Origin of the sequence: Paraliomyxa miuraensis, from assembly GCF_026337845.1 — a bacterium.
GTDB lineage: Bacteria > Myxococcota_A > Polyangia > Nannocystales > Nannocystaceae > Paraliomyxa > Paraliomyxa miuraensis.
Genome location: NZ_JAOVZF010000145.1, coordinates 174,399 through 192,553, shown reverse-complemented (window position 1 = coordinate 192,553; position 18,155 = coordinate 174,399). Strand labels below are relative to the sequence as shown.

At 69.9% G+C, this 18,155-nt stretch carries 17 protein-coding genes; 7 read left to right on the top strand and 10 right to left on the bottom strand.

Annotated elements, in window-relative coordinates:
- Position 1 precedes the first annotated feature (1 nt).
- From OEB96_RS12485 to OEB96_RS12470, 4 genes are all read right to left on the bottom strand, one after another.
- Positions 2 to 445, bottom strand: coding sequence for a hypothetical protein (locus OEB96_RS12485; RefSeq protein ID WP_266215814.1), 444 nt, complete (start codon positions 443 to 445; stop codon positions 2 to 4).
- Entirely contained in the window at positions 442 to 1,020 is a 579-nt protein-coding gene (locus OEB96_RS12480) for a tetratricopeptide repeat protein (protein ID WP_266215813.1), read from the bottom strand. The genes OEB96_RS12485 and OEB96_RS12480 overlap by 4 nt, the downstream gene beginning before the upstream one ends.
- Positions 1,017 to 1,589 carry a hypothetical protein gene (locus tag OEB96_RS12475; protein ID WP_266215812.1) on the bottom strand — a complete coding sequence of 191 codons (573 nt, stop codon included), beginning with the start codon at positions 1,587 to 1,589 and terminating at the stop codon, positions 1,017 to 1,019. Before OEB96_RS12475 ends, OEB96_RS12480 begins: the two co-directional genes overlap by 4 nt.
- Before the next feature lie 195 nt (positions 1,590 to 1,784).
- Positions 1,785 to 2,387, bottom strand: coding sequence for an RNA polymerase sigma factor (locus OEB96_RS12470; RefSeq protein ID WP_266215811.1), 603 nt, complete (start codon positions 2,385 to 2,387; stop codon positions 1,785 to 1,787).
- A 78-nt stretch (positions 2,388 to 2,465) separates the two neighbouring features.
- Here OEB96_RS12470 and OEB96_RS12465 point away from each other — a divergent pair, with 78 nt between their 5' ends.
- The 5 genes from OEB96_RS12465 (at position 2,466) to OEB96_RS12445 (ending at position 8,378) form a co-directional block, all read left to right on the top strand.
- Positions 2,466 to 3,218 carry a pseudouridine synthase gene (locus OEB96_RS12465; RefSeq protein WP_266215810.1) on the top strand — a complete coding sequence of 251 codons (753 nt, stop codon included), beginning with the start codon at positions 2,466 to 2,468 and terminating at the stop codon, positions 3,216 to 3,218.
- 110 nt (positions 3,219 to 3,328) lie between these two features.
- Complete coding sequence (locus tag OEB96_RS12460; protein ID WP_266215809.1) at positions 3,329 to 5,596, top strand: S9 family peptidase; 2,268 nt, start codon at positions 3,329 to 3,331, stop codon at positions 5,594 to 5,596.
- Positions 5,597 to 5,818: 222 nt separating this feature from the next.
- A complete protein-coding gene (locus OEB96_RS12455; RefSeq protein ID WP_266215808.1) occupies positions 5,819 to 6,460 on the top strand; it encodes a hypothetical protein in 642 nt (213 codons plus the stop codon).
- 20 nt (positions 6,461 to 6,480) lie between these two features.
- Positions 6,481 to 7,107: a 4Fe-4S single cluster domain-containing protein gene (locus OEB96_RS12450; protein WP_266215856.1), complete on the top strand. Its 627-nt coding sequence runs from the start codon at positions 6,481 to 6,483 to the stop codon at positions 7,105 to 7,107.
- 611 nt (positions 7,108 to 7,718) lie between these two features.
- Positions 7,719 to 8,378, top strand: a complete 660-nt coding sequence (locus tag OEB96_RS12445) for an EVE domain-containing protein (protein ID WP_266215807.1) — start codon at positions 7,719 to 7,721, stop codon at positions 8,376 to 8,378.
- 1 nt (position 8,379) lies between these two features.
- On the opposite strand, the gene add is transcribed toward OEB96_RS12445, so the two are convergent.
- The gene (add, locus tag OEB96_RS12440) at positions 8,380 to 9,414 is read right to left on the bottom strand and encodes an adenosine deaminase (protein ID WP_266215806.1); all 1,035 of its coding nucleotides are present in this window, start codon (positions 9,412 to 9,414) and stop codon (positions 8,380 to 8,382) included.
- 49 nt (positions 9,415 to 9,463) lie between these two features.
- Here add and nhaC point away from each other — a divergent pair, with 49 nt between their 5' ends.
- The gene (nhaC, locus tag OEB96_RS12435; protein WP_266215805.1) at positions 9,464 to 10,927 is read left to right on the top strand and encodes a Na+/H+ antiporter NhaC; all 1,464 of its coding nucleotides are present in this window, start codon (positions 9,464 to 9,466) and stop codon (positions 10,925 to 10,927) included.
- On the opposite strand, the gene OEB96_RS12430 is transcribed toward nhaC, so the two are convergent.
- The 4 genes from OEB96_RS12430 to OEB96_RS12415 form a co-directional block, all read right to left on the bottom strand.
- Entirely contained in the window at positions 10,894 to 11,892 is a 999-nt protein-coding gene (locus OEB96_RS12430; RefSeq protein ID WP_266215804.1) for an amidohydrolase family protein, read from the bottom strand. The genes nhaC and OEB96_RS12430 overlap by 34 nt on opposite strands.
- A 211-nt stretch (positions 11,893 to 12,103) precedes the next feature.
- The gene (locus tag OEB96_RS12425; RefSeq protein WP_266215803.1) at positions 12,104 to 12,331 is read right to left on the bottom strand and encodes a hypothetical protein; all 228 of its coding nucleotides are present in this window, start codon (positions 12,329 to 12,331) and stop codon (positions 12,104 to 12,106) included.
- A gap of 3 nt (positions 12,332 to 12,334) precedes the next feature.
- Positions 12,335 to 12,709 carry a group I truncated hemoglobin gene (locus OEB96_RS12420; protein ID WP_266215802.1) on the bottom strand — a complete coding sequence of 125 codons (375 nt, stop codon included), beginning with the start codon at positions 12,707 to 12,709 and terminating at the stop codon, positions 12,335 to 12,337.
- Between the two features lie 115 nt (positions 12,710 to 12,824).
- Positions 12,825 to 13,991: a choice-of-anchor L domain-containing protein gene (locus OEB96_RS12415; protein ID WP_266215801.1), complete on the bottom strand. Its 1,167-nt coding sequence runs from the start codon at positions 13,989 to 13,991 to the stop codon at positions 12,825 to 12,827.
- Positions 13,992 to 14,400: 409 nt separating this feature from the next.
- Here OEB96_RS12415 and OEB96_RS12410 point away from each other — a divergent pair, with 409 nt between their 5' ends.
- Positions 14,401 to 14,877, top strand: a complete 477-nt coding sequence (locus OEB96_RS12410) for a hypothetical protein (protein WP_266215800.1) — start codon at positions 14,401 to 14,403, stop codon at positions 14,875 to 14,877.
- A 34-nt stretch (positions 14,878 to 14,911) separates the two neighbouring features.
- Here the strand turns inward: OEB96_RS12410 and OEB96_RS12405 are convergent, their stop codons facing one another.
- Positions 14,912 to 18,025, bottom strand: a complete 3,114-nt coding sequence (locus OEB96_RS12405) for a serine/threonine-protein kinase (protein WP_266215799.1) — start codon at positions 18,023 to 18,025, stop codon at positions 14,912 to 14,914.
- Positions 18,026 to 18,155: the final 130 nt, after the last annotated feature.

Here is an 18,155-nt window from a genome sequence, read left to right as displayed (position 1 = left end):
CTCAACCCGCTGCACAGCGATCGGCCGCTTCGGTGGCCTGGGTGCAGGTGTCGCGCCCACGGCCGCACGCGCTCGTGTAGCGCTCCTCACCCGGGTGCTCGTCGGCCAGGGCACACACGCGATCGCTCAGCACACAGATCCGATCGGCGAGCCCGCGGATCCTCTCGCAGCGATCGACCACGTCCCCGGGACCAGCCGCGCCGGCCTCGACCGACGCGGGCTCGCGCGAGTCCTCGAGCGTCCGCAGCTCCTCCCACGAACGATCGAGCTCGAGCTCGAGCGAGGAGAGATCCGCGGCTCGCAGCGAGGCATCGTCGCGATCGCCTCCGGCCGCCGACTCGTCGACTCCTCCTGCGGGAGCAGTGAGCGGCGCCTTGGCGGTGCACGCCGAGAGTCCCAGCAGCGCCCCCGCCCCCATGGCGAGGAGTGCCCGGCGAGGGCTCACTTCGCCCCCTCCTCGGCGAGCTCGCGATCGAGCAGCGCACTGTTCATGTCGAGCGCCTCGACGTAGGCGGCGAGGGCATCGTCGTCGCGGTCGAGCTGCTCGAGCACCTCGCCTCGCAGCGCGGCGAGGCGCGCGGTGAAGGGATTGATGTCGAGCTCGCGGTAGGACTCGCCGAGCCCCTCTTCGGCGATTCGCAGCAGCGCCTGCGGCTCGACCGGCAAGACCTCGGGGTGATCGAGCCGTAGCCGGAGCAGGCGGCCATAGACATCGTGGCGAAGCTGCATGCCCACGTCGCCACCCGCTTCGTGATCGGGCCACGGCTGCTCGCGCAGGGCCTCGAGGGCTTCGATGGCTCCCGCCATGTCGCCGCGCTCGAGCATCAGGTCGACCCGGCGGTGCTCGGCGTCGAGCAGCTGGCCCAAGGCCACCACCGTCTGCGGCTCTCGTGGCTTGAGGCGACCGGCCTCGGCCAGCCCCACCAGCATCGCCAGTGCCCCGAGCACCATGCCCAGCGCGAGCGGCAATAGACCCTTGCCACGACGGGTCGCGGGTGCGCGGGTGCTGGTGTCGTTCATGGCGCACCTCCCATGGTGCGGCCATCGGCGTGGATGGCCGCGGTCAGAAGATCGCCACGCAGGCTGCTGCGCCCCTCGTCGACCGAGCGATCGACCTCCGCACGAGCCCCCGGCTCGAGCATGGCGAATTGGGCCTCGATGGTGGCTGCGAGCTCGTCGTGACCGCTCACCGTGGCGAGCTGCTCGCCCGTGAGCGACTCGCCGCCGCCCGGCTGTGGTCCGGGGCCGGACCACACCACCACCAGCACCGCGGCCGCCGCCGCGGCCAGGGTCGCGCTGCCACCCCACAACCACAGTCGCTGAGAGCGGCGCAGCCATCCTCGCCATCCGGTGGATGCGGCGGACTCGGCCAGCGAAGCATCCACGTCGTCCCACAGGCGCTCGAATGCGGCATCGTCGAGGGGCTGCGGGGCGCGGGCGTGTCGCAGCAAGTGGATCACGGCGAGCTCGCCCTCGACGCTGCCCTGCTCGTCTTCGGCCGCCTGCCCCGCTCGCAAGGCGACCTCCCAGCTCGGGTCGAGCACGCCGCCGGGGCGGGTCTCGGTCGCGGAGGTGTCATCGGCGGACATGGTGGCTCCCTCGTGCTCGAATCGATCGGTGATGGCCGGCGGCCCTTGGCGGGGGCCTTCGCCCCCATCGTCTGCCGGGCGGGGTCCGCCCGGTCGCCGGCTGGAACGCGCCCCACAAGAGGGCTCTTACACGGGCCCCAACGAGGCCCTGCGGCGCCGCCACTCGGCCCTCGGCCGCCGTCGACACGGAGTCCTTCATAGCTCACCTCCCAGGGCCATGCCGTGCTTTTCGCAGGCTTGCTTGAAGCTGCGGCACGCCCGAAACAGCAGCACGTCGAGCGTGCCGATCTTCACGTCGAGCAACGCCGCGCACTCGTCGCGGCCACGATCCTCGAGCAGCCGCAGGCGAAGCACCTGGGCGTAGCGCGGATTGAGCGTGTCGAGCACCTGCTCGATCCGCCCGCGCAGCTGCTCGCGCTCTAGTTCTTCGTCGCCCACGGCGCTGGCCGTGCCCCCGCCGAAGGCGTCGACGTGCTCGGCAAAGGCGCCCCGTAGACGCTGACGACGACCCGAGGCCCGCAGCAGATCGCGAGCCTTGTTCTTCGCGAGCACCTTGAGCCAGCCGTAGATCCCCGGCGGCTTCCACGTATAGTTGGGCAGCGCGCGGTTGGCCGCGAGAAAGGTCTCGCGCAGGCAATCCTCGGCGTCGTCGGCGTCGCCGAGCATGGGGATGAGCACGTAGCCGAACAGGGTGCGCGCATAGGCGCGATAGATCTGTTCGAAGGCCCTGCGGTCGCCACCACGGGCCCGCGCGACGATGCGTTCCTCGTCGGGCAGAGGCTGCGGCCGACCGCTCACTGCGCCGAGAGTATCGCCTCGGGCCCGCGACGGCCTAGTGCGAACGAACCGCGACTTGGGCACACTGGCATCCCGAGCATGCCGCGGCTGGACGCCCTGATCGCCCGCAACCTCGGGCTCTCGCGCCGTCAGGTGACGCGCCTGCTTCGAGCGGGGCGGATCCACGATCCGGGGGGCCTGCGGCTCGACGATGGTCGGATCCCTTGCCTGCCCAGCGAGGGACCGCGGCAGGTCGTGGTGGACGGCGAGCCCCATACTCTGCACCACCGCGTCAGTCTCCGGCTGCACAAGCCCGTGGGCGTGGTCACGGCCCACGACGACCCGCGCCACCCCACCGCCCATGCGCTGCTGCGAGAAGCCCCGCTCTTCCGCGAGCTTCGAGCGGTGGGACGCCTGGATCTCGACACCAGCGGCTTGCTGCTATGGACCACCGACGGCACGCTGCTCCATCGCCTGACCCATCCCCGCTACGGGGTGCCACGCGAGTACCACGTGGGCTTGGCCGGTGGGTTTCGCGACCCACCGTCCGACCTACGGCTCGACGACGGCCACGCCCCGCGAATCGTCGCGCTGGAGCGCCGTGTCGTGACCAGCATGCACCCGGGATTGCGACGCTCCCCGGATGCCCGCGTGCACGCGACCATCACCCTCACCACCGGCCGCTTCCATGAGGTCCGCCGGATCTTCATGGCGCTGGGTACCGAAGTGCTCGACCTGTGCCGCGTACGCTTCGGCGTGGTGGAGCTACCGGTGTCGCTGCCGGCGAGCGCCCACGAGCCAATCGATCTCCACGCCGTGTTCCGGGGGCTGTCACCGCAGCCCGAGGCTTGATCGCCACCGCAGGATGGCGACGCCAGTCGTCCCATGGCCAGTCGTCCCATGGCCAGTCGCTTGACAGATGGTTGGACAGCCTCGCGACCGTGGGCGTAGGCTCTGCGGCCATGCCAGATCTCCGCGGCCCCGTGCCGGTCTCCCTGCTGGCCTCTCTATTGGTTGGGCTCGTTCCCATGGCGTGCGGTACCTCCGCGGACCCAGGGCCATCGGACGCCAAGCCCGAGACCGAGCGCCCCAGCTCCGACTCGGCTGCCGCCGCCGTGCCGCCCACCACACCGCCATCGGAGCCCAGCCCGCAGCCCGAGGAAGCCACCCCGAGCGATCCGCTTCCGCTGCCCCCCGAAGGGCCGCACCCCTTCGGGGCCCGCGATCTCATCGCGATGGACCGCCTCGGCGAGCACGCCGTGTCGCCCGACGGCAAGACCGTGGCCTATGTGCTGCGCACGCTCGACCATGCCACCGGCAAGAGCCGCACCGATCTATGGTCGGTGTCCACCGACGGCGGCGAGCCAAGCCAGCTCACCGACGACGAGCATGCCGACGGCAACCCGTGCTGGTCGCCCGATGGCAAGACGCTCTACTTCGTCTCGTCGCGTGGCGGCACGAGCCAGGTGTGGCGCATGCCCGCCGGAGGCGGCGCTCCCGAGGCGGTCACCGAGCTCCCGCTCCCCGTGGCCAACCTCCAGCTCTCGCCCACCGGCGATCGGATCGCGTTCACCACCGAGGTGTTCGTGGACTGTGAGGGCCTCCAGTGCACGGCCGAGCGCCTGGAGAAGCAAGAGCGCGATCCCAGCACCGGCCACGGCTACGACGAGGGATTCGTGCGGCACTGGGACCACTACCGCGACGGCCGGCGCTCGCACCTGTTCACCCTGGCCCTCGACAGCCAGGCCGGCACCGAGCCCGTCGACCTCACGCACGGTCAGGACGCCGACGTCCCCAGCCAGCCGTTCGGCGGTATCGAAGAGTATGCATTCTCGCCCGACGGCGGCACCATCGTCTATACGGCGCGCGACGTGGGAGCCAGCGAGCGCTGGTCGACCGACTTCGACCTCTACGCGGTCTCGACCGACGGCCGGGGAACGCGACGCGAGCTGACGGCCGACAACCCCGCCTGGGACACCCACCCCGTGTTCTCCCCCGACGGCACGATGCTGGCGTACGCATCGATGGCCACGCCGGGCTATGAAGCCGATCGCTTCGCGATCAAGCTGATGGCGTGGCCGGCGGGTGAGGTGCGCACGCTGGCGGCCGACTGGGATCGCTCGGCCGACGAGCTCTCCTTCAGCCCCGACGGCAAGTCGCTGCTGGTCACCGCCCAACATCTGGGCCAAAGGGCAGTGTTCCGGGTCGCGGTCGAGGATGGCGCGGTGACCGAGCTGCTCACCGAGGGACACGTCCTCGGCGCAACGCAGGCCGGCGGTCGCATCGTGCTGGCACGCGACGACCTACGCCACCCCGCCGACCTCTGGATCATGCCGGCCGGCGGAGGTGACCCCGTACAGCTCACCCGCCTCAATGCCGAGCGCTTGTCCGACGTGACGATGGGCGAGCCCGCACAATTCACCTTCGAGGGCTGGCGAGGGGAGACGGTGCACGGCTACGTGGTCGCGCCCGCCGAGCGCCGCGAGGGCGAGCGCTACCCGGTGGCCTTCCTGATCCACGGTGGGCCCCAAGGCTCGTTCGGCAACCACTTCCACTACCGCTGGAACCCACAAACCTACGCGGGAGCCGGCTATGCAGCGGTGATGATCGACTTCCACGGCTCCACCGGCTATGGCCAGGCGTTCACCGACTCGATCCAGGGGGACTGGGGTGGCAAGCCGCTGGTCGATCTACAAGAGGGCCTGGACGCTGCGCTCGAGCGCTATCCGTGGCTCGATGGAGATCGCGTGTGCGCACTGGGGGCTTCGTACGGCGGCTACATGATCAACTGGATCGCTGGCCGCTGGCCCGAGCGCTTTCGCTGCCTGATCAACCACGACGGCGTGTTCGACCAGCGCGCGATGTACTATGCGACCGAGGAGCTGTGGTTCCCCGAGCGCGAGCACGGAGCCCCGCAGTTCCAGGATCCCGCGGCCTACGAGGAGCACAACCCGGTGCGCTTCGTGGAGCAGTGGCAGACCCCGATGTTGGTGATCCACGGCTCGCTCGACTACCGCGTACCCGAGACCCAGGGGCTGGCCGCCTTCACTGCGCTACAGCGGCGCGGGATCCCAAGTCGCTACCTGCACTTCCCCGACGAGAACCACTGGGTGCTGCGTCCCGCCAATACCCTACAGTGGCACGCCGAGGTCGAGGGCTGGCTCGAGCGCTGGCTGGCCGAGATTCCCAACGCCGACACCCAGAAGTCACCCGAGCAACGACGTCGCTAGCCAGGGCGCAACCTGCGACCACGATTGAGGCGCCATCGTCTTGCGCCAGCGGGATCTCCGCTTCGGCGGGATCGGGCTCGTGATGGCCCCCGTGGCTACGCTATCATGACCGTGCATTCCTCCGCGCACGGCCGCGAGCCGTCCACGCGCGCAAGGGCGCTTGCGAAACTTCGCGTCCCGGTCCGTCGTTGGGCAGGGGGAAGACGACCTGGGTAGACCGCCGTGAAGCCCGAGAAGGACAACGCCCTCCAGGCGATCATGAAGGATCTCCGCCGCGAGCGGCGGGTCCGCCGGGCACACTTCCTCCCGGCCTTGCTGCTCGCCGCGGTGGTCGTGATCGGGGTGTTGGTCTCGGTCGAGGTGAGGCCCGATCTCCTGCAGCAACCGGCGGGTCAGCTCGTGCTGCAGGCCGCGCTATGGGTGATGTGTTTGCTCGTGCTGCCGGCGGTGGGAGTGGGATTGCTGTTCCCGGGCCGCTGGACGCGAGTGCTCCTGGCCACGAGCGCGATCCTGCTGGCCGCCTCGGCCTCGACCGGCTGGCCGCTGGCCGGACTCGAGCACGGCGGAGAGTCCGGTGAGGACGCATGCATGATGCTGGTGCTCGGCACCGGGGTGATGCTCGTGCTCATCGGCTTCCTCAGTGGCGCGTTCGTAGAGCGGCGCGGCATGGCCAGCGTGTTCTGGGTGGCGGCAGGGTTGGCCCTGGTCGCCCTCAACGTGGTTACCTGGCACTGCCCTGCCTCGGGCATGTGGCACGTACTGCCCGGACATCTGGGCGGAGCGGTGCTGCTGATGGCCGTGGCGGTGGTGGTGGGGCTGCTCAGCCGCCGCAAGCGCGAAGGTTCCGAGGGTTCCACGAGGTGACCGATCGTGAACCGCGGCTGATGCTCGCAGCCCGAGTTTCGCTGACGACCGCCGAGGGCCCAGGCCGACGGTTCGCAGTCTGGGTCCAGGGGTGCACGCTCGGCTGCCCGGGATGCTGCAACCCAAGGATGCTCTCCCCTCGCGGCGGACCGACGATTCCGGTGCGCGTGCTGGTGGACGAGCTGCGGCGAGCTCGTGACGAGCACCAACTCGAGGGGCTGACCGTCCTCGGAGGGGAGCCACTGCAACAGCTCGCCGGTGTGACCGCGCTCTGCGAGTCTGCGGCGGCGCTCGGTCTGGGCGTACTGGTGTTCTCCGGCTATCGGTTCGAGGAAGCGCGAGCGAAGCCGGGGTTCTCGACCCTTTGGGATGCCATCGACACCCTGGTCGATGGCCGCTACGACGCCCGACGGCCGGAGCCCTCGGCGGACGACGGAGGCCGGCGCTTCATCGGGTCGAGCAACCAGCGGCTGCACCACCGCACCGACCGCTATCGAGATCCCGCGCTCTGGCACGGACCGCCGAGGGTGGAAGCCCATGTGGGCGAGGATGGCCAGCTCGTGCTCAATGGCGAGCCAGCAGCCCTTCAGGCGCTCCTGGATGCGCTTGGGACCAAGGTGGTGCATTCGCGAGCATCGGTGGGCTGACCCCATGTGATTTCCCCGACGCTCCCGGGGTCCGATGATGTGACCTTCAGTAGGATCTTGTCGGGCAAACGCTCCAACGAGGCCCGACGTACCGCTCGGGTCGACCGTCCCGGAGCGAACCCTTCGCCTCTACGCTCTCGGACTCGAGCACCCGCGGCGAACCCTTCGCCTCTGCACTTTCGATTCGGGACGCCCAGAGCGAACCCTTCGCCTCTGCACCCTCGATTCGGGTACCCGGAGCGAACCCGAAGCCTCTACGCCCTCGATTCGGGCCGCCCGGAGCGAACCCTTCGCCTCTACACCCTCGCTTCGGGGCACCCGGAGCGAACCCGAAGCCTCTGCACCCTCGATTCGGGCCGCCCGGAGCGAACCCTTCGCCTCTACACCCTCGATTCGGGCCGCCCGGAGCGACCCCTTCGCCTCTACACCCTCGATTCGGGCCGCCCGGAGCGAACCCTTCGCCTCTGCACCCTCGATTCGAGCATCCCGGGGCGAATCGTGCGCCCGATCCGCTCGGGGAGATGAGCCCAGACCAGAACCGATGAGCCTCCTCGAGAGAGTGGGCATCCCAAGCTCGCCTTCGCGAGGCACATCCGCCACGCTCGCCCTGCATGACCGATGACCTTCCACGTCCGCGCTCGTGGCTGCTCAAGAGCGAGCCCGACACCTATTCGATCGACGACCTGCAACGCGAGGTGATCGGGCACTGGGACGGCGTCCGCAACTTCTCCGCGCGCAACCTGATGAGGGCCATGGAGGTCGGAGAGCTCGCGCTCTTCTACCACTCGAGCACGAAGGTCCCCGCGGTCGTGGGTATCTGCCGGGTGCATCGCGTGGCGTACCCGGATCCGACTCAATTCGATCCCAAGAGCCAGTACTTCGATCCCAAATCGAGCACCGAGACCCCGCGGTGGTCGATGGTCGACGTCGAGTACGTGGGGCACTTGCCGCGCGCGGTTGCGCTGCAGGAGATCAAGGCGACACCGGAGCTCGGCGAGATGGTGCTGGTCAAGCGCTCGCGGCTCTCGGTGCAGCCGGTGACTCGGGCGGAGCTCGAGCACATCGTGGCCATGGGCGGGGGAACGCTGCCGACGACCGGGAGGACGAAGAAAGCCACCATGAGGACGGCGTCCCCCAAGGAGAAGTCCGGTACCAAGAAGCCCTCCGGTACCAAGAAGCCCTCCGGTACCAAGAAGCCCTCCGGTACCAAGAAGCCCTCCGGTACCAAGAAGCCGGCCGGCACCAAGTCCTCGCGCAAGGCGAAGCGCTGACTCACTCGGGATCGGGTATGGCCGCCAGCGCGGCTCGCATGCTCGTTGCGCGCTCGGCGGGCATGAAGGCGTGCTCGATCGACGCAGCCGCCAACGCCCGCAGCCTGGGCGGCCCCCACCCGAAGGCCTCGGCCACCCGCAGGTACTCCTGCACCAGATCCGTCCCGAACAACGGTGGATCATCACTCCCCAGACTCACGGCAACTCCGGCCTCCATGATCCGCGGCAGCGGATGCTCGGCGATCGACCCGCACACGCCGAGGCATACGTTGCTACTGGGACAGACTTCGAGCGGGACCTCCCGCTCTCGTAGGAATTCGACCAGCGCAGGATCGTCCAGACAACGGACCCCGTGCCCGATCCGATCCGCCCCGAGCTTCCGTAGCGCCTCCCAGATCCGCTCGGGCCCCGCGAGTTCGCCCGCATGGGGTAGCGAGCGCAGTCCCTCGGCCCGTGCCCGTGCAAACGCCTCCACCAGGGGCGCCACATCGTGCGGCCGGTCCTCGGGCCCCGCCAGACCCAACCCTACCGTTGCCCCGGGATCCACCCGTTCCATTGCGAGGGCAAACGCCAACGTGGGCTCGGCCTGCTCGGGGAAGATCCGCACCACGTCGAACACCCAGCGCAGCAGCACGTCGTGACGCTCGAGCACGGCCCGGCGGCCCGCAACCAGTCCCTCGATCATCATCGCGTCGTCGATGCCCCGCGAGCGATGCAGGGCGGGCGTGAACGTGACCTCGGCATAGCCAACCCCTTGCTCGTGGAGCCGCCGGCCGAGGTCCTCCGCGATCTCGGCAAAGTCTCCCGCCTGCTGCAAGCACCGGGCGATCGCCAGGTAGAGCCGCAAGAACCCGGCAAAGTCCACGAACGGAAACGCCTGGCGAAGATCGAGTGTCTCGCCCAGCCCGGCCCCGGGCATCTCCACCCGATGTCGACGCGCGAGCCTTCCGGCCATGGCCGGTGTCACCGACCCCTCGAGGTGCAGGTGCAGCTCCGCCTTCGGCAAGGCGCGAACGAACGCGTCGAGGTCGACCATTGCGCACCGAAGGGTATCAGCCCGTCCGCAGCCTGATACCCTGCCCCGCATGGCGGACGACGCCCCCTCGACCCGCGAGCCCCGCGAGATCCCGGCCGGGTGGGCGTTGGTCCCCGTGCTCGCCCTGGTGGCCCTGCTGACCACGGTCCTCATCGTCCTGCCGCGACTCGAGCCGGGCTTCGAGGGGACGGGGCACCTGCCCCTACTCGCAGCCGCCGCCGTTGCCGCTGCGGTCGCCCATCGCTTCGGCCACGACTGGAACGCGCTCGAGCTCGCGGTCGTCGAGGCCATCCGCATGGCGATGCGCGCCATCCTGATCCTGCTGGTGATCGGCATGCTCATGGGCACGTGGCTGGCCGGTGGCATCGTGCCGGCACTCATCCACTGGGGGCTCATGCTGCTGTCCCCCGGATGGTTCCTCCCGACCGCCTGTGCGGTCTGCTCGATCGTGAGCCTCGTCAGTGGCTCGTCGTGGTCGACGGCGGGCACGGTGGGCCTTGCCATGATCGGGATCGGCGGCGCCATGGGCATCGACCCCGCCATGACGGCCGGTGCAGTGGTGAGCGGAGCCTACTTCGGAGACAAGCTCTCGCCGATGTCGGACACCACCAACCTGGCCCCGGCCATGGCGGGGACCGAGCTGTTCACCCACATTCGCCATCAGGTGCTCACCACCGGTCCCGCATGGGCCATCGCGATGGTGGGCTACACGATCCTGGGGCTGACCCTCGACCCCAACACCGCGGCCGCGGGCATGGGCAGCATTGGAGCGACGATCGAGGCCAACTTCCACCCGGGTCTGCTGCACTTGCTGCCCCCGCTGGTGGTGGTGGGCTTGGTGCTGCGTGGCAAGCCGGCGCTCCCGGTGCTGCTGCTGGGCGTGGTGCTCGGTGCCGTGGTCGCGGTGGCGGCCGAGGGCGCCACCGTGGGGTCCACCCTCAGCGCAGCCATGAGCGGCTACGTGGCCACCACCGGTGATGCAGCCGTGGACGAGCTGCTCAGCCGCGGCGGCATGTCGAGCATGGGTAGCACCGTGTTCCTGGTGCTGTGCGCGATGAGCTTCGGCGGGATCATGGAGGGTACCGGCATGCTGCGGGCGCTGGCGGCCCGCCTGCTCCGTGCCGCCACCAACACCGGGAGGCTCATCGCCACCACCGTGCTCACCTCGGTGGGCATCAACGTGGTGGCCGGCGATCAGTACATCTCCATCGTCGTCCCTGGCCGCATGTACGCCGCAACCTATCGCGAGCGTGGCCTACATCCCAAGAACCTCAGCCGGGCACTCGAAGATGGCGGCACCATCACCTCGCCGCTCATCCCCTGGAACACCTGCGGCGCGTTCATGGCCGCGACGTTGATGGTGCCCACCGGAGCCTACTTGGGGTATGCGTTCCTCAACATCGTCAACCCGCTGATCTCGATCCTCTACGGCGTGATGGGGTGGACCATCGCGCCCGCCGATCCGCCATCGGCGGGGCCTCACGAGGACTCGAGCCGCACGCCATCCACGTAGACCGCCACGGGGCGCGCGAGCGTGGTGGGGTCACGCAACGGATCCTCGTCCAGCACCAGCAGACTGGCTGCCTTGCCCGGCTCGAGCCGCCCCAGCCCGGGCAGCCCCCAGAACGTGGCCGGGATCTCGGTCATGGCGTCGAGGATCTCGGCCGAGGACAGCCCCGCACGTGCGAGTTCCTCGAGTTCCTCCGGGTCGATGCCCACCACGGGCGAGTTGCCCAGATCGGTACCATAGAGAACCGTCGCTCCCGCCTCGTGCAGTCGGCGGAGGTTGTCCACCGCGGTGGGACGCGCCCCAAAGGCCATCAACGTGCTCACCACGGCGCGCCCCCGCCACGCCGCCACCGTGTCGTCGGTCAGCGGCTCGACCGGAGCATGGGCCAGCACGTCGACGCCCACGTCGGCGGCCAGGGCCACGTCGGCATCGCCCAATGCGTGCGCGGCCACCTTCAGCCCGCGAGCATGGGCGTGCTCGACCAGCTCGTGGAGCACCGAGCGACGCAGCGTGGGCCCCTGCCCCAGCGGTATCTTCACCACCGACGCCCCCGCGTCCACGAGCACATCGACGGCCGCACGTGCATCCACGCCATCGTCGATCTCGAGCCCAAAGCCCTGCGAACCCCAGCTTCGGGTGGGGTAGCCGCGGCGGGCCGTGAGCATGGGGCCGGCGGTCAGCCAGCGCTCGCGATCGAAGGCTCGCATCGCAGCCAAGGGCGCCGCCAGATCGACGCCCGCCACCACCCCTGCCGCGGCCAGCCGAGCCCGACCACGCTCGACCCCGTCGGCTCCGAACCGATGGGCGAGGTGCACGTGGCTGTCTACCGCCCCCGGCACCACGAACCGCCCCTCGAGATCGATCACCGAGGCCACGGCGGGCGGCTCGTCGTGGATGCCCACGAGGAGACCATCGCGGATCTCGAGCGCAACCGAGCCGGATCCGGGGATGCGTGCTCGTACCAGCACGAAGTGACTCGAGCCCACAGGCACCCGAGACCCGGGTACCTCGTCCACGCCAACCGGCGACGCCGGCGACGCCGACGACCGCGCAGCCGGCGGCGACGCGACCGGCGACGGCGACCCGGACGCGGGCGCAACCCCACATGCACATCCCAGCGCGATCAGCAGGCCACCTCGACCAAGCACTCCGACGGTACGAGACGGGGGCGACCGCGGATCAGTGCTGCTGACGTTGCTGCTGACGCTGCTGCTCTTGTTGGGTCTTGGCCTCCCAGACCGCCGCGAGGGCCTTCTTGCCCTCGATTTCCTCCCCGCCTGCGAAGAACCGGGCGGTGCCTCGCAGCACGTGACTGACGCGCTGCGACAACGGCAACGCGAGGAATTCCTCCACCGTAATCGACTGGGGACCTTCGGGCGTGGAGATCTGGATCTCGTCGGGCAGCATGGATCACCCCTGCGGCAGGCACAGCACGTCGCCGTGCGTGGAGGCCACCAGCTCGATGGTTTGCTCGATGAGATCGGGATCGATGCCGAGCTCGGTGAGCGTCTGTTCGAGGTGCACCAATATGGCATCGAAGTGGGGCTCACCCAGGCCATCGTTGACCAGGCGCTGATGAGCGGACCTCAGATCGCGGCCCGTGTAGCTGTGCGGGCCGCCGAGCGCCATGGTCATGAATGCGATGAACTTCTTCACCTGCGCGTCCATGTGCAGCCCCCTGAAGTAGGGCGCCAGGGACGGGTCGGCCATGACCTTCTCGTAGAAGCCAATGGTTGCGGCCTGAACCGCAGCCTCGCCTCCTAGGAGCTCGTAGAGCTTGCCCACGGCCCGAGGGTAACGCGGCTTGGGGCGGCACGTCAGCCCCGCGGACCGACGAGGCGCTCCGACGGCCTCGCCCCCCCAATTCCGACGCAAGCAGGCGAGATCGCGTCTGCCACGGTCAGCGGGGCTCTACGACTCCACAGGGGTCTTCGGGGGTCGGCGTGCACCCCTGGCAATCCCAACCAAAGCCGTCGAGCAACACCAGGGTATCGAGCTGGTCGTCTCCCATGTCGAACAAGGCCAGGGTCAGCTCGAGCATCTCATGGGGTGCGGCCGACCCCTTGAGTCGAAACCAGCCGGTGCCGCCGCCCTCGCCCAGGGCATGCTCGCCAAACCCGGTGTCCTGCAGCTGTGGCGCAACCCCCTCGTAGGGCACGGGCCACAACGCGGTCACGGTGCATGGTTGCTCGTCCACGAAGCAGAGGTTGCCAACGTAGGTCTCGCTGCTGCTCCACACCACGAACATGTCGTTGAAGGTGGTTCCCACGGACTCGGGAAACTCCTCGGAGAAGAACGCCAGATCGAAGGCGAATCCGTGCGTGCCCCCGGGGACCTCCGCCCGTAGCTGGAACCACAGCAGGTCGTTGGCCGCGCTGCCGCCGGCCAGCCACTGATCCCACAGACTGTCGGAGCAGTCGGCCACCCCGTTGCACCCCATGAACGGGGTCCCCCCGCTGCCCGGTGCAGGCACCATGGGCGCAGGGAGGGGCTTGTCATCGGGGTTGTCGTTGGCGTCCTGCTCGAGGGTGGCCATGAGCACGCGGCCCGTCGCGTCCGGTGGAGCGATGAACCCGCTCGAGATCATCAAGAGCTGGTCGCCATGAGTGGGACCCCAGGTGGGCATGCCCATGGCATCGACATGGGAGCCAAGCTGGGTGCCAATCTGCCAGGCATCGGCATCGGCGGACTGAAACGTGGAGCTCACCAGGGCGATCGCCTGGTCGGGACCCCCGGGGCAATCCAAGCCGATGGCCTGGAGTGGAGTGGGAGCATCGCCGAAGCCGTCGCACGGCACCACCGCCACGGGAGCCTCGCACAGCTCCTGCCCCGTGCTGCTCTCCCCGTCCGTGGTCGAGCCGCTCGTCGCATCGACCGCGGTGCTCGAGCTCGTCGAGCCTTCGAGTCCGGTCGAGACCCCCTCGCCCGTCACGCTCGTGTCGGCGCCGCCTAACGTGGCCGGGGTGCCCGTGCTCGGGGTGCCGGTGCTCGCATCGGTCCCGGGAGGCAGGGGCGTCGCGGTCTGGTCGTCGGCGCACCCTTGCAGGGCGACGACCAAGGCCAACATGGGGCGTGCTCGCATGGGCTCCAACCCGACGGTATCAGCGATCGGCACGCAACGCCGCGCGGCACCGCGCCGGCACCGCCCTACCTATGGTGGAAGGCCGGAAGGATTGCCCGCAGGATTGCCCAGCCCTCCGCGGATTGCCCGCAGAGCCCGCCGACCGCGGGATGGTCCCGCCCTCGCTCGCGTTCGTCCCTTGGTGCTTGGCGACCGCCCCCGAACCCCCTAGGGTGGAGGCATGCGCTGGTGGACTGGGTCGTGCATTGCCTTCGCCGCTCTCGCGGGGTCGCTCGTCGTCCCCTCTTCCGCTCGAGCGACGTCTCCGAACGAAGCCTCCGCTCCGCCGACCGAGGATCCAGCGCCTCGACGCAAGCGCGAGCGGGTCCGCGCCATCGAGGTCCAGGGGCTGGCCATGACGCAGGTCTTGCCTCGGCCGGGCTTTGGAGCCGATGCAGCGTTCGTAGTCGGCCATCCCAACTTCCAGGCCCGCGTGGGCGCGATGCTGGTGGGCATTCCCCCGTTTCGGCTGGGCGAGGGCTCGATCGCCAACGTGCTGCAGGTGGGGACGCTCGATCTATGCGCGGCCAAGCAGGTCTATCAGCATCAGATCCGCATGTGCATGGGCGGCCAGGCCGGTGGCATGGCCCACCTCTGGAAGGGCTACGCACGCCCCGGTCGTGATGCGACGGTCTGGGCCGCCGGCACCCTCAAGGGCGACTACCAGCTCCGGCTGACCTCGCGTTTCGGGGTCATCGGTGGCGTGGGCATGGTGCTGCCGGTGGTCGGGCCTTCGTTTCGTGCCTTCGATGCCCATGGTTCGCCCACGCCGATGGTGTTCCCCGGTCCTGCCGCGGCATACCTGAGCCTGGGCACCACCTTCCACTGGTAGCCCGAACGCGCGGCCCGGCCGGCGGGGCTGGAACTCAGGGCGACGGGGCAGCAAGGCTCGCCAGCAGTGCCTCGGCTGCGGCGCGTTGCTCCTCGAAGCCGCTGCCCAGATCCCGGTAGGCCGCGCGCGCCTGCTCGGCGAGCGAGCGCGCCTGCGATGTCGAGCCGAGCACGCGCGCATGCCCCAGGCGGCACGCCGCGAGCTCGGGCTCGGTGCCGTCCATGATCGCGGCCAGCCCGGTGCAGGCCCGTTCGAACGCCGCGCGGGCCTGCTCCGCACGTCCCTGGACGGCACGGAGCTCGCCTTCCAGACGCAGCACCTGGAGGCGATGGATGTTGTCCGGGCCATACCCGGCGTCATCCTGTACGCGGTACGTTGCCCGCACCACTTCCTCTGCTCGCGCGAGCTCTCCCCGGGCCAGATACACCTCGATGAGCGGAACCGACTGCCGCCCCACGGTCGAGCCCCCTCCGGCGCCGAGCCCCTCGTAGATCGTCCAAGCGCGCTCGAGCTCGCCGCTCGCCTCGTCGAGCCGCCCTGCCCGATGCAGGGCCCGTCCCAACCACCAGCGTGCATTCGCGACCAGCTCGTTGTCGGGCCCGACCCGTTGCTGCTCGCGGGCAACCGCATCCCGCAGATCCTCGAGTCCCCGCTCGACCTCCTGCAGACCGCCCGCCAGGCCCACTCTGGCAAAGCCGCGCAGCGAGAGCCCCACCGCACGCATCGGATCGTCGGGCAGCTCGGCCTCGATCAGCATCAGCGCGGCCTGGGCATCGGCGAGCGCGGCCTCGTTTCGACGCACCGTGGCGTGGAGATTGGCGCGCTCGAGCAGGAAGGTCGCCCTCGGATGGACATCCGAGGGCGGCAAGCGGCCGAGCCCTTCGTCGAGCTCGACCTGCGCGGCCGAAGGCCGTCCGGCCTCCACCAGGTTGGCTGCGAGCCGGGCGGTGAAGATCGCGACATGAGGGTGCTCGGGGCCCAGCAGTGCCTCCGCCGCGACCCTACCGGAGCGCAGCTCGTCTGCCGCATCGGAGGGGCGCCCCAGGCCGGTCGACAGCAGCATGGCCAGGTTGAAGCGCGTCGAGATCTGCTCCACGGGATATGCGTCGGGGTCTGCCTGCTCGATCACCGCGAGGGCCTCGCGATACGAGCGCTCGGCCTCGACCAGCGCTCCGCTGCGAAACAGCGCCACCCCACGATTGTTGAGCAACAGCCACTGCAACCGGGTTGGCCGCCCGAGCTTGTGGGCGAGCGCATCGGCGACCTCGTCGTCCCTCCGCCCTTGGCTCGGTTGCCGCAACGGATCGGCCACCACCCACATGCGACGAGCCAACGCCTCCACCGCGACCTCGTCGTGGCCCGAGCGCAACGCCGCCGCGATGCTGCGGGTCAGTGCCTCCCGGGCCGCCTCGTGCTGGTACACTCCCATCAGCGCGGCTCCCAGCCCGAGCTCGGCCTCCGCCACCAGCGGCTCGTACGCCAGCGTCTGCGCCCGCTGCAACGACGCGAGCGCGCGCTCCCTCGCCGCTTCGTACGCTCCCGCCAGCACCAGCGATGCGGTGCTCGCCAGGGTCTCGCGCTCGCGCTGGACCTGGGCCGCCACCTCGGCGTCCTCGGGTGGCGCCACGGCGGCGGTGAGCGCCCCGGTGTCGCCGCAGGGCGCCACCCCGGGCAAGCTGGCCACGGCCCACGTCGCATTCTGCACGGTCGCGGCATCGGCATGCTCGAGCTCGGTCAACAGCTCATCGAGCCCGGCGCGGCGCGCATCGAGACATGCCGTGCGCAGGTCGAACAACCGCAACGACTGCATGCCACCTCGATGCGACTCGCAGACCTCGTGCCGCATGTCCCCCAGCTGCCCCACGTAGTCATCGACGCGGCCGCTCACCCGCACCAACGTGTCGGCCGCCAGGAGGCTGTCGCTGGCCTCGAATGCGGCGCCGATCCGCTCGCGACGAGCATCGGGCCACAGCGCCTGGCGCTCGGCATCGGCGGGAGGACAGGAGGCCGCCTCGTCGGCGCGAAGCTCCGCCAGTCCGAAGCCACCAAGCCCGGCCAGGATCCCCAGGCCCAGGGCCATCATCCACCGCCGCCGCGATCGCGTGGGGTCGCGCTCGAGCGCCTGCACGAGCGCGAGCATCGACGGCCAGCGATCGGAGGGCTTGGGGGACAGCCCGCGCAGGACGATGCGGTGCACCCACGAGGGCACGCGACCATCGGTCGGTGGAGGCTCGACGTCCCCCGAGACCATGCGATGCGCAATGGCGACCGGGGTGCGAGCATCGAACGGACGGCGGCGATGGAGGGCCTCGTAGAGCGCCACGCAGAAGCTGAACTGGTCGCTGCGTGCATCGGCGAGCTCGCCCCGGTGCTGCTCCGGCGCCATGTAGGCCGGGGTCCCGAGCACCGCTCCCGTCCGCGTCAGGTCGACGGCCAGGGCCGAGCCGCCGCTGTCCGAGCGCACGAGCGCTTCATCGAGCTCGTCCGAGGCCTCGTCGCCCGCCGCGCGCGCGAGCCCGAAGTCCAGCACCTTCACCACCCCGTCGTCGGTGCGCATGATGTTGTGGGGCTTGAGGTCACGGTGGACCAAGCCGGCCTGGTGGGCAGCGACCAGGCCTCGTCCGGCCTGGACGAATGCGTCGAGGACCTCGCGCCAGTCCGGCTCGTCGTTGATCCACTCGGCGAGGCTCTTGCCGCGGATGAACTCCATGGCAACGAAGACCTCGCCGTCGGTGTTGCCAACCTCGTAGACGGTGACGACGTTGGTGTGGGTGAGGCGAGCCATCGCCTGGGCCTCACGCTCGAGCCGCCGCCGTGCCACGTCGTCGGCAAAGTCCGCGGAGCCGATGACCTTGATCGCGATCTTGCGGTCGAGCTGCTCGTCGTACGCGGCGTAGACGGTACCCATGCCCCCTCGGCCGATGCGCTCGAGCACCGAGAACCGTCCGATGCGGAGGACCTCCGGCTTCTGCTCGAACAGCCGCTCGAACACCAGCGCCCCGATCCGATCCTGGGTGACCGCCCCCACGCCTCCGCGGCCCGAGTCGCGGGGCGAAGGGAGCGACACCGAGTCCCCATCGAGGGGCGTCGGCGCGGCCATTCCATCCAGCGCCGCGCGCTCATCCAAGGGGTCGTCGAACGTGGTCATCGCGCCAGGCAAACCCTACCGGTTCCACGCACGAGGTTCCCCCCTCCTCTGCGAGCCACGCAAGCGGGTCCCCCTGCCCCGAGCGCCGCCAGCAGAGCGCGAATGCGTGCAGGCGCTCGGCCCAGCGCCG

Coding starts and splice junctions, on each gene's coding strand:
- OEB96_RS12480 (WP_266215813.1), bottom strand. CDS start 1,020: ATGAACGACACCAGCACCCGCGCACCCGCGACCCGTCGTGGCAAGGGT.
- OEB96_RS12475 (WP_266215812.1), bottom strand. CDS start 1,589: ATGTCCGCCGATGACACCTCCGCGACCGAGACCCGCCCCGGCGGCGTG.
- OEB96_RS12465 (WP_266215810.1), top strand. CDS start 2,466: ATGCCGCGGCTGGACGCCCTGATCGCCCGCAACCTCGGGCTCTCGCGC.
- OEB96_RS12460 (WP_266215809.1), top strand. CDS start 3,329: ATGCCAGATCTCCGCGGCCCCGTGCCGGTCTCCCTGCTGGCCTCTCTA.
- OEB96_RS12450 (WP_266215856.1), top strand. CDS start 6,481: ATGCTCGCAGCCCGAGTTTCGCTGACGACCGCCGAGGGCCCAGGCCGA.
- OEB96_RS12445 (WP_266215807.1), top strand. CDS start 7,719: ATGACCGATGACCTTCCACGTCCGCGCTCGTGGCTGCTCAAGAGCGAG.
- add (WP_266215806.1), bottom strand. CDS start 9,414: ATGGTCGACCTCGACGCGTTCGTTCGCGCCTTGCCGAAGGCGGAGCTG.
- nhaC (WP_266215805.1), top strand. CDS start 9,464: ATGGCGGACGACGCCCCCTCGACCCGCGAGCCCCGCGAGATCCCGGCC.
- OEB96_RS12425 (WP_266215803.1), bottom strand. CDS start 12,331: ATGCTGCCCGACGAGATCCAGATCTCCACGCCCGAAGGTCCCCAGTCG.
- OEB96_RS12415 (WP_266215801.1), bottom strand. CDS start 13,991: ATGTTGGCCTTGGTCGTCGCCCTGCAAGGGTGCGCCGACGACCAGACC.
- OEB96_RS12410 (WP_266215800.1), top strand. CDS start 14,401: ATGACGCAGGTCTTGCCTCGGCCGGGCTTTGGAGCCGATGCAGCGTTC.
- OEB96_RS12405 (WP_266215799.1), bottom strand. CDS start 18,025: ATGACCACGTTCGACGACCCCTTGGATGAGCGCGCGGCGCTGGATGGA.